The sequence below is a fragment of the Prosthecobacter sp. genome (assembly GCF_044373815.1).
GTDB lineage: Bacteria > Verrucomicrobiota > Verrucomicrobiia > Verrucomicrobiales > Verrucomicrobiaceae > Prosthecobacter.
This window is the reverse complement of sequence record NZ_JBIPNG010000251.1, coordinates 1-9,384: the sequence shown is the minus strand read 5'-3', so window position 1 is coordinate 9,384 and position 9,384 is coordinate 1. Positions and strand designations below refer to the sequence as shown.

13 protein-coding genes are annotated in these 9,384 nt (G+C 56.4%); 9 read left to right on the top strand and 4 right to left on the bottom strand.

From position 1 onward, the window contains the following. On the bottom strand, positions 1-430 hold a 430-nt coding region (locus ACIREA_RS19110), incomplete at its 3' end, for a hypothetical protein (protein WP_397383932.1). A gap of 74 nt (positions 431-504) precedes the next feature. Between ACIREA_RS19110 and ACIREA_RS19105 the strand changes: the two genes are divergently transcribed. Then, on the top strand, positions 505-1,320 hold the full coding sequence (locus tag ACIREA_RS19105) for a RecB family exonuclease (RefSeq protein ID WP_397383931.1): 816 nt from the start codon (positions 505-507) through the stop codon (positions 1,318-1,320). A 39-nt stretch (positions 1,321-1,359) separates the two neighbouring features. Here ACIREA_RS19105 and ACIREA_RS19100 read toward each other — a convergent pair whose 3' ends face one another. After that, positions 1,360-1,644 carry a helix-turn-helix domain-containing protein gene (locus tag ACIREA_RS19100; RefSeq protein ID WP_397383930.1) on the bottom strand — a complete coding sequence of 95 codons (285 nt, stop codon included), beginning with the start codon at positions 1,642-1,644 and terminating at the stop codon, positions 1,360-1,362. A gap of 849 nt (positions 1,645-2,493) precedes the next feature. On the opposite strand from ACIREA_RS19100, the gene ACIREA_RS19095 reads away from it, so the two are divergent. The 8 genes from ACIREA_RS19095 to ACIREA_RS19060 all read left to right on the top strand — a co-directional run bounded on the left by ACIREA_RS19095 (position 2,494) and on the right by ACIREA_RS19060 (position 7,894). Further along, positions 2,494-3,144 (top strand): hypothetical protein, encoded by a 651-nt coding sequence (locus tag ACIREA_RS19095; protein WP_397383929.1) that lies wholly within the window; start codon positions 2,494-2,496, stop codon positions 3,142-3,144. A gap of 104 nt (positions 3,145-3,248) precedes the next feature. Next, positions 3,249-4,304, top strand: coding sequence for a WGR domain-containing protein (locus ACIREA_RS19090; RefSeq protein ID WP_397383928.1), 1,056 nt, complete (start codon positions 3,249-3,251; stop codon positions 4,302-4,304). A gap of 89 nt (positions 4,305-4,393) precedes the next feature. Beyond that, positions 4,394-4,618, top strand: coding sequence for a hypothetical protein (locus tag ACIREA_RS19085; RefSeq protein WP_397383927.1), 225 nt, complete (start codon positions 4,394-4,396; stop codon positions 4,616-4,618). Further along, positions 4,615-4,776 (top strand): hypothetical protein, encoded by a 162-nt coding sequence (locus ACIREA_RS19080; RefSeq protein WP_397383926.1) that lies wholly within the window; start codon positions 4,615-4,617, stop codon positions 4,774-4,776. Before ACIREA_RS19085 ends, ACIREA_RS19080 begins: the two co-directional genes overlap by 4 nt. Before the next feature lie 32 nt (positions 4,777-4,808). Further along, entirely contained in the window at positions 4,809-4,952 is a 144-nt protein-coding gene (locus tag ACIREA_RS19075) for a hypothetical protein (protein WP_397383925.1), read from the top strand. 95 nt (positions 4,953-5,047) lie between these two features. Then, on the top strand, positions 5,048-6,556 hold the full coding sequence (locus ACIREA_RS19070) for a hypothetical protein (RefSeq protein WP_397383924.1): 1,509 nt from the start codon (positions 5,048-5,050) through the stop codon (positions 6,554-6,556). Between the two features lie 94 nt (positions 6,557-6,650). After that, positions 6,651-7,427, top strand: a complete 777-nt coding sequence (locus ACIREA_RS19065) for a DUF932 domain-containing protein (RefSeq protein ID WP_397383923.1) — start codon at positions 6,651-6,653, stop codon at positions 7,425-7,427. 278 nt (positions 7,428-7,705) lie between these two features. Then, positions 7,706-7,894: a hypothetical protein gene (locus tag ACIREA_RS19060; RefSeq protein WP_300933135.1), complete on the top strand. Its 189-nt coding sequence runs from the start codon at positions 7,706-7,708 to the stop codon at positions 7,892-7,894. A gap of 12 nt (positions 7,895-7,906) precedes the next feature. Here ACIREA_RS19060 and ACIREA_RS19055 read toward each other — a convergent pair whose 3' ends face one another. Further along, entirely contained in the window at positions 7,907-8,098 is a 192-nt protein-coding gene (locus ACIREA_RS19055) for a helix-turn-helix domain-containing protein (protein ID WP_397383922.1), read from the bottom strand. Positions 8,099-8,475: 377 nt separating this feature from the next. Continuing rightward, on the bottom strand, positions 8,476-9,204 hold the full coding sequence (locus ACIREA_RS19050) for a metallophosphoesterase family protein (RefSeq protein WP_397383921.1): 729 nt from the start codon (positions 9,202-9,204) through the stop codon (positions 8,476-8,478). Between the last annotated feature and the right edge of the window lie 180 nt (positions 9,205-9,384).

The following is a 9,384-nucleotide window of genomic DNA, read 5'->3' as shown; positions in this document are numbered from 1 at the left end:
GACCGACCTCTCGCAGGTCGAGCAGGAAAGCAGCAGGCTCTACCGCCTCCTGCAGGATGCGGTGGATCAGTCCATCCAGGAAGTCGGGTTCATGCCCGATGCCCATACCTACGGCAGCGCCACCAACGGTGCCGCCCCACCCGCCACCAATAGCAGAAGACATCCACATGCCAACGGCAACGGGCACACCAACGGCTCCAGCACTGGAGCCTGGCGTTGCAGCGACAAGCAACGCGGCCTCATTGAAAAGGTCGTGCGAGAGAAGAACATCGACAAAAGCGAGGTTGAACAGATCGCGCTGGAAATGTTCGGTGCCGGCGTCCGCCAGCTTGATCGACTTCAGGCCAGCGGTTTGATCGACGAACTGTTCGAGCGATACAACGCTGGTGCCCGGCGCAACGGCAAGCCGCGCAGCAATGGAAATGGTCATCCCAGCGCGGAAACAGCGGGCTCCCCTGCCCTCTACCGTGCTGCTTCGAAACCGGTAATTGGAGGGCTCACGTCATGATCGCATCCCCCGATCAGGAGTCAGTTACCAAGGTCGGCCGCACCAAGGACGAACTGCTGGAAACGATCTCCGCGTCCCGTTTGGGGACATGGTTGTCGTGCCGGTTGAAGTTCTACTTCCGCTACCTCAGTGGCAAACCGAAGAAGCCCTCTTCGGCCATGCGGATCGGCACTGTGGTTCATGCAGTCCTGCAGCAGTGGAATCTTGCCCGCTGGCGCAAAGCCCCGCTGCTTGATGAGATGGTCAGGACTGTGTTTGACCAGGCCTGGGCCAATGCCGAGGAGGATGAGCCGATCAACTGGGGGGATGAAGAGGAAAGCACCAAGTCCGGTGCCTTCGCCCTCCTTGAAACCTACCTGCGTGAAACGCCCATCCCGTTGGATGAGCGGCCCGAAGGTGTGGAGGTCTCGGTCGAGCTGGACCTTGCCCGGCATGGCCTGCCCAGACTCGTGGGCATCATGGATCTCGTGCGAAAGGGTGGCTGCATCGTCGATTACAAGACGACCAGCCGCACACCCGACAGCGAGAAGGTGCTGCACTTCACCGAAGTGCAAACGACCTCGTATGCCATGCTCTACCGCGAAGCGACCGACCGGCAGGAGAGCGGCATTGAACTGCATCATCTGGTGCGGCTCAAAACGCCCAAGCTGGTTGTCACCCGCAGCGGGCCAGCCACCCAGGAGCAGCAGGACAAGCTCCTGCGGATGATCCACTCCTACGTGCGAGGACTGGAGATGGAGGACTTCGTACCCGCACCTGGCCTGCAGTGCGGCAGTTGCGAGTTCTTCAACGAGTGCAAAAAATGGCACTGAGCACAACAGCGGCTCCGGGAATGCCCACCGGAGCCGCTTTCATTTTCTGACATCCTTGGTTTTCAACACCTTGCGAGCACGACCTGCTTTAGCCGGAGGCTTGATTTGAATTGGGAGCAGCAATTGCCATGCCTCCAAACCGTGGATAGCAGCAAGACGATCCAAGGTGGACAAGCGGAGATCCTTTTTCCTGCCTGCCTCAACCGCCTGATAATACTTGTACGACAAACCGTATTTGTCCGCGAATTCCTCCTGCGTCAGCCCCAGTTGCGTTCGCAACTGCTTCAATCTCGCCAGAAGGCGTTTGAGGGTCGGGCTTTCCATTCGACCACAAGCATAGGAGGCGAGCTGTTTCCTTTACACTCACCCATCGGTAGTGTACAAATATGCGCACCTCCTCATTGGAGGTGCCGCAATCTTACTCACAAGAGAACAACCATGGCCTTGATCAACTGCCCTGAATGCAATGGCGTCGTTTCATCTAAAGCGGCTGCATGCCCTCATTGCGGCTGGCTCGTTAGAAGCGCACCAACTGTTCAAGTTCAAGCCGAGTCCCCCAGCGACCGAAAGCCACCCAACACAGCCGCTTTGACTGGCACCACCGAGCCATTTTTTCCCAAAGAAGACGGCCAAATTCTGAAACATGCAAATCTTGAAACATGCTCGCCAGAATCACAACAACCTGCAAAAAAAGGTTCACCTATAGGGGAGGTCGTTGGGTGGGTGCTAACGTGCCTTGTGATGCTGGGCTTTAGCATTGCATTCCCAAAGCAGTGCGAAATGGGCTATTTGCCAGGAATGCGCAGGACTGGTGGTCACCCGATCCCCATCAATCCGCCCTGGGAACGTTGAGGATCGCCTCAGGATAACTCAGTGCCTACCGATATTTACAAACTCCGCCCACTCACTCCCTGCTCATGCAAGTCGTTCTAAGAGTGATTCATTATTAGAAATAAATGATAAATTCACACACCGAAATATATGGCGCTAATTAATTGCCCGGAGTGTAATGGAACCGTCTCCACAACGGCACCTAAATGTCCGCACTGCGGCATCGCTCTGATGGAGAACTCCAGTAGAAACTGTGAAATGCAGTCAAGGGGTTCTGCGGCAATTGACTCTCAATCAATTTTGCCAAGCCCAGAGGTTCAAAAGAAAGCAAATGCTTCTGATATGAGCCTCTTCATCGGCTTCATCTATATCGTGGGTCCATTGGTGCTCCTTGCACTATTGATCTCAGGCGGTTCAAATGAAGCTGACGATGCTGCCAGACGCAAATTAACAGAGTCTTCGATGGAGACTATACGCCTCGGTCTTGAGCGGTATCGAGTAATTTTTGGTGAGTATCCTGAACCTTCCAGCATATCACATTTCGGAGTATATTCGGGCGTACAAAATGTTCCAGAGGATGCTGCAATGATGCTCTATCAAGCCCTAACTGGAGATGGCATGTCTTACATAAAGCTTGGCGATCAGGGATACGCCGCCTCAGATGGATTACTGGATCCACAAGAACAGAAAAACGCATTAGTGCCCATCTTACCATTAATGGTCATGCAAGGCTCTCATGGATGGATGTTTGTTGATGGCTATGGGCGACCATTTCAATACCAAAAAGCGCAAGATTCCCAACTGCCTAATTCAGATCCAAGGACCGTCAATGATTCCTTCGAATTATGGTCACTTGGCAAATCACAAGGTGATTCTGGATCAAAGTCAGCCTCGGTTCCTTCCCCAGTAAAGCAACCTTCTCCCCCAATATTTCGTGCCATAGACCAATTGATCATCGACGATTATTTGAAACGCCCGACCAACATTAACTGACCTCAAGCAATCACAAAACTCTTTCCCAAAGAGAGCCGTCCACATCCCGTGGGCGGCTCTTTTTGTTTCACCCACAACACCCAACCGAAAGGAGAACCCACCCCATGGAGCACATCACGCTCTACTTCCGTGAAGGCTCGTCTGACAAAATTTATCAGGCGGCCATTCAACCCAATGACGGCGGCTACGTCGTTCACTTCGCCTACGGGCGACGCGGTTCCGCGCTCACCACCGGAACCAAAACCCAGTCCCCTGTGGACTACCCCAAGGCGAAGAGCATCTTCGACAAACTGGTGCGCGAAAAGACCGGCAAGGGCTACACCCCTGGTGAATCCGGCACACCGTACCAGCACAGCGACAAAGCGCAGCAGGCCACCGACATCCTGCCACAGTTGCTCAATCCCATTGATCAGGACGAGGCCGTATCACTCGCGTGTGATCCCCAGTGGGTCATGCAGGAGAAGTTCGATGGCCGGCGCCTGCTCATTCGCTGCAACCACCAAGGCACCGATGGCATCAACCGCTCAGGTTTGATCGTCTCATTACCGCAGTCCATCACCAAAGCCGTTGAAGCGCTCAACAGCCAGCTCATTCTCGATGGCGAGTGTGTCGGCGAGAAGTTCATCGCTTTCGACCTGCTCGAACTCGATGGTACTGATCTCAGATCCCAGCCCTACCGAATGCGCTTAGTGGCATTGAACAACATCGTCCCGTCAGGGGACGACTGCATCAGCACCGCCGCCACAACTATCCTCACGGAAACGAAGAAGGCGATGCTGGAAAAGCTCAAGTCCGGCAAAGCTGAAGGCGTCGTTTTCAAGCGTCTTGATGCCTTATACACCCCAGGTCGCCCAGCCAGTGGCGGCCCTGCGCTCAAGCTCAAGTTCTACGAGACGGCCTCCTTTCTGGTGAGCCAGATCAATGAACAACGCAGCGTGAGTCTCGCTCTGCTGCGGGATGAACAACCGGTCCCAGCCGGGAATGTCACCATCCCGCCAAACCACGTGGTCCCCTCCCAAGGAGACATCGTGGAGGTGCGCTACCTCTACGCCTTCCCAGAAAGCGGCTGTGTTTATCAGCCTGTGTATCTAGGACGGCGCGATGACATCCAGCGCACCGACTGCACCACCCGGCAGCTAAAGTTCAAAGCTGCCGCTTAACCCCCACCACTCAACCCTACGCCCGACAGCCCACCTGCCCTTCACCGGGTGCGTGGGCTGTCGGCGTTTTAACCCATACACCCTTACCCATGAAGCACTTCTCAACTCATTCCCTGTTTCACCCGATGCTGACCAGCGTGATTTTTGCCACGCTGGTCGCCTGCCACAAGAAGCCCTCTTTGGATGGAACGCCACCACCACAGCAGACCATCCACCATGAGGTCATCATTCTGATGCCACCTCAGATCGGCAAGACAGTCATCAGCAGCGGGGCAGGACAACCTCCACCCAAGGAGGTCAGCACATGCCCATGAACCGCCTCCTCATGCCCTTCCTGCTCCTCTCCGGCTGTGCCGAGGTCCCGCCTGACTACACGCCCATCGGCGATGGCTTGAAGACCATTGGCATCTGCCTGGTCTGCTTCGCCGTGGTGCAGGTTCTCGGTGCCTTGTCAAAGCATGACAAATCCTGAGCGACAACGCTCGCAACCCATCATTCCTCACCATGCCCACCTGGACTCAATGTCTGCAGGCCATCGTATTATTGGCGATCACCGGGTTCTGCCTCGTGGTCGTCAGCTACCACTGGCTCCTGCTGGCAGTTCTCATCGTCGCCGCATTCGTCGCCTTCCGACGATTCAGCAAATAACCAACCACAGCCCTCCACCGGGCCGTGGCCGCTTCGCCAACAGAAGTGTCCACGGCTTTCTCATATCCACTTCAACCCAATACACATCCATACCCATGCAAACCATCTCACTTCCTGTCGCCGAACTGAGGACCGCACTCGCGGGTCTCGGCAAGGTCATTCCCAAACGCATCACCCTTGCCGTTCTCGGCCAAGTCCGTGTGCGTCGTCACGACTCTGGACTCATCGACCTCACGGTCACAGATCTGGACCGCACCGCCACCTACTCGATGAATCATCGAGGCCAGGCCGAACCTGCCGCTCTGCTGGTTCCGTTCAGCGATTTGAACAACATCGCCAAAAGCTGCGGCAGCGCCGATCTCATCGAACTCGTCCCCATCAGCAAAAACGCCATCTCCATTCGTTTTCCAGTGGGCGGCCAGAGCGCCGAACATCACTGCGAATCCGCCCCGCCCGAAGAGTTCCCTCTTCAGCCGGAGGTTCAAGGAACCAGCATCGCCATTGATGAAGCACTGCGCTCCTCCATCCATGAGGCGCTTGAATGCGCCAGCACCGATCCCACCCGCCTCGTTCTTAACGGAGCGTTCATTGATGTCCGCGACGAGAACGCTCACTACGTTGTTGGCACGGATGGTCATCACCTGTTCAGCTCGAACAGCTTTTCGCTCCCGTTGAAGGAATCCATTCTCATCCCGGAACACAAGTTCCTCGGCTGGAAAGGCTTTCAGCAGGATGGCGAATGGAAGCTCCGGGCCATGCCAGCCAAAGACGATGGACCGCCTTGTTTTGAAATCGCCAGCGACCACTGGCGCTTTCAGTCACAGAGCATCGACAGCCAATTCCCCCAATGGAAAACGGTGCTACCCAGCCCTGCTTCCTACCAAACCACGATCTCCATCAACCCGGAGGCCGTGGATGAAGTGATGGTGGCGGTGCAACGCCTGCCACTCGGGGAGGATAAGCATCACACCATCGGCCTTGAAGTGAACGGCAATGCATTCCGCTTGCTGGGCAGATCCCGGCCGGAGTTGGCATGGACAAAGATCGACATCCAAGAAGCCGGTGCCACCGGCCCTGATGCTACGATCTTCCTCGACCGCCGCACTCTGCTCAAGGCGCTGCGCTTTGGTCTCACACGCATCGAAATCATCGACTCCATGTCGCCTCTCAGGTTCAGCCTGGCCGGGCGGCAGATGATCATCATGCCCCTGCGCATGAATGGCGGTCCCAATGCCGCCGCATCCCCGCCGCCGGCAACGGCGGCCCCCACACCCAGTAACAATCCTCCGCCACAAGCGGAACAACCCACACCACCACCCATGCAAACCAACACACCCACCCTCGGACAAAACAGAACCGCAGGAGCCAACGGCTCCAGCACTCCAAGTGCTCAGACAGCAACCAGTAAAGAGGAAGCCAAATCCTCACTGGAAGCCGCCCTCGTGCAGATCGAGGCGATCAAGACCGGATTCCGTGAAACCATCAACGGCCTGACCAGGCTCGGGGATCACATCCGCCAGTCCATGCGCGAGCAGAAGGCCAGCGAAAAGGAGATCCAAACCGTGCGTCAAACTCTGCGCAGCTTGCAGGGCGTCCGCATCTAGCATCAACCCACAATCACAAGGCACGGGCCGGCGCATCCACCAGATGCCCCGGCCCGCCTTGTTCCCCCCTCAAACAACGAAAGAAACCATCTCTATGATTGCTCATCTCGAACTCGAAGCCCCCACGTTTACTCAACGCCCCCGTCCCAACCTCATCCTCCACTGCGGCGCTCGTGCCGCTGAACGGAAGGAAATCATCGCCGTTCCCACTCCGCATCCCACGGAAAGCTGGAGTCCCATTCCTCACATCGAACTGGTGAAACAAGTGGAATTCACCCTTCGAAGCAACGGCCTGAGCGTCGGAACTCAGGCGCACAGCCTCACACACGACGGCATGCGCTACTTCGGCCTCATGGAAATCCAGCGTCGTGAGAACGACAAGGATTACTGCTGGGTGCTCGGACTGCGCAACAGCCACGACAAGACATTCCCCGCTGGCATTGTGGCAGGATCATCCGTGTTTTGCTGCGACAATCTCGCGTTTTACGGGGAGGTCAAACTCGCCCGCAAGCACACCCGGTTCATCTTGCGTGATCTGCCCGGCCTCGTTCAGAGCGCCGTGGGCAGGCTGATGGAGCGCTGGCACCATCAGGACAGCCGCATCGCCAGCTACAAACTCACCAACCTAGACGACCGCACGGCCCACGATCTCGTGGTTCGTGCTCTCGATGTCGGCGTTTGTCCCAACCGGCACATCCCGCTGGTGTTGCATGAATGGCGTCAGCCACGTCATGAAGCGTTTCAGCCTCGGAACGTCTGGAGCCTCTTCAATGCGTTCACCGAAACGCTGAAGGGCAACCTCTCCGAACTCCCCCGCCGCACAGAAGCCCTCCACGGCCTGCTCGACAATCATGTCGGGCTCTCCGCCTAGCTGCACCTGATTCCCAAAGGATCAAGCTGCAGCAGGCGGAACGGAAAAGCTTCTCTCACCAGAGGGGCTTTTCTTTTAGCTAACAGACATCATGCTCAACGAGACGTTTCGACAGCAGCAGGTTTGAAGTCAGTCCGCCAGCGAGTCGTTCATAGCCTCACTTTCCTCTCAAGCAGCTCAAACTTTTCTTCACTGAGAATCCCCTTTCGGTGCGGTTGGGGTGTGGCAGATTCATTGCTGTTGCAGGTGATAAGCACCCTTGAACTGTTTCCCCAAATATGCCGAATCAAAGACAACCCGGAACAAAGCTGGCAGGAGCCTATATCAGTGCCGAGAAAGATGATGCTCTTGCCAAACTTGCTGCGCAGAAGGGCTACGCCAACAAAGCCGAGTTCATCAGGGTGCTGTTTGATGATGCGCTAGCCGAGAATGCACAAGCCCTCAAGAAGGCAAAACCCAAAAAGTGATGTTTGTTGCCGCTATTCGATTGCCGATGTGGATTTTAGGAACCGATTCAATTCGTCTGCGCTGATGAGAACATGGCGAAAGGCTCGTGATGGTCGAATCAGTCCACGTTGAATAGCACGGCGCATTGAGACGGTTGAAACTCCAAGCAGTGTTGCCGCGTCCTTCAGTTTGTAAGCCAATTGGGGAGGTTGTTCTGTATTCATGGCAAGAGCAGCATACGCCACCCACTGAACACGCAATGGCATCTAGGAATCATCATTTGCGGTTGTCATGCTTTTGCCACGTGGTCTCATCCCGCCAAGGCATAAATTCGACACCACCACATCTGGCAGCGTCTTTTGAAACGCGGCCTCAGTGGTGGGGACATCCTGAACGTGTGCGTGAACGCGATTCATGCAGGGAGCACGGATGCAGACCCAGCGAAGTGGCAGGTTAGGCAGGGGATGTTGGAGCGGGAGATTGCCAAGGTGAGGAAGGCGAAGGCGGAGCACTCAGGGGAGAAGGGGAAGAGCCGGAGGAGGATTGGGTTTCAGCCGGGCTGATTGAAAGGTGGGCTGGCTGAAGTCGGGGAATGCATTGCTCATCTCCCCAGTTCAAGCCGTTGCGCAAAGTAGGCTGGTAAGCCGGCTTGGATGATCGCCTGCTGCGCACCTGCAATGTCATAGGGCACGCGTCGCCACAGGATGTCCTGAGTATCGCGACTATAGATGGCGTAGCATGCACGTTCGTCGCGATCACGCGGCTGACCGACGGCTCCCACATTCACGAGGCACTTTCGGTTTGGCTTCAAAGTTTCAATCGAAGTGATGTCCACGCCAAGTTCATCACCCTCCACCCAGAATGCAGGCGAGTGCGTATGTCCAATGAAGCAGACCGGTCTTGTCTGATGCGGAAAACTCAGCGCGGCAGCGTCCGCCCTCAGCACATAATCCCAGTCGGCAGGATGATGCAGGGAGGCATGCACAGCCTCGTAGTCTTCGGCCTGCATCGTCATGGGCAGCGCCGTCAACCAGTCTCTCTGCCCCGGAGTCAGCACGCCCCGTGTCCACTCGATGGACTGAAGCGTGGCGTCCTTCACGTCATCCAGTCCGGCACCGGTGGTCACCATCGCATCGTGATTGCCCTGCACACAGGGAATGCCGTGCTCCAAGAGAAGATCAATGCAGTCGCCGGGGCTGCCGCCATAGCCGACCACGTCGCCGAGACACACGCTTTCGTGGATTCCTTGCGCCGCCATGTCTTGCAGCACAGCGTGTAGGGCATGGGCATTGCCATGGATGTCACTGAGTATCGCCACTAAGTTGTTCATACCCGCACCTACTGGTTACGCGGAAAATCGTCAACCCAGCGCGGATACGATCGGTGCATCCCGGCGATTGCCGAACCATGCATCCCGTGGCAGACATCGCCCATGCCCGATGCTGATACATTGTTTAGTGAGGCGCTGCCGCTTGCCGATAAGATCGCGGGCGGTTATGCGAACATTCCC

Excerpts from the sequence above, each read along its gene's own strand:
- ACIREA_RS19105 (WP_397383931.1), top strand. The coding sequence starts at position 505 with ATGATCGCATCCCCCGATCAGGAGTCAGTTACCAAGGTCGGCCGCACC.
- ACIREA_RS19100 (WP_397383930.1), bottom strand. The coding sequence starts at position 1,644 with ATGGAAAGCCCGACCCTCAAACGCCTTCTGGCGAGATTGAAGCAGTTG.
- ACIREA_RS19095 (WP_397383929.1), top strand. The coding sequence starts at position 2,494 with ATGAGCCTCTTCATCGGCTTCATCTATATCGTGGGTCCATTGGTGCTC.
- ACIREA_RS19090 (WP_397383928.1), top strand. The coding sequence starts at position 3,249 with ATGGAGCACATCACGCTCTACTTCCGTGAAGGCTCGTCTGACAAAATT.
- ACIREA_RS19085 (WP_397383927.1), top strand. The coding sequence starts at position 4,394 with ATGAAGCACTTCTCAACTCATTCCCTGTTTCACCCGATGCTGACCAGC.
- ACIREA_RS19080 (WP_397383926.1), top strand. The coding sequence starts at position 4,615 with ATGAACCGCCTCCTCATGCCCTTCCTGCTCCTCTCCGGCTGTGCCGAG.
- ACIREA_RS19075 (WP_397383925.1), top strand. The coding sequence starts at position 4,809 with ATGCCCACCTGGACTCAATGTCTGCAGGCCATCGTATTATTGGCGATC.
- ACIREA_RS19070 (WP_397383924.1), top strand. The coding sequence starts at position 5,048 with ATGCAAACCATCTCACTTCCTGTCGCCGAACTGAGGACCGCACTCGCG.
- ACIREA_RS19065 (WP_397383923.1), top strand. The coding sequence starts at position 6,651 with ATGATTGCTCATCTCGAACTCGAAGCCCCCACGTTTACTCAACGCCCC.
- ACIREA_RS19060 (WP_300933135.1), top strand. The coding sequence starts at position 7,706 with ATGCCGAATCAAAGACAACCCGGAACAAAGCTGGCAGGAGCCTATATC.
- ACIREA_RS19055 (WP_397383922.1), bottom strand. The coding sequence starts at position 8,098 with ATGAATACAGAACAACCTCCCCAATTGGCTTACAAACTGAAGGACGCG.
- ACIREA_RS19050 (WP_397383921.1), bottom strand. The coding sequence starts at position 9,204 with ATGAACAACTTAGTGGCGATACTCAGTGACATCCATGGCAATGCCCAT.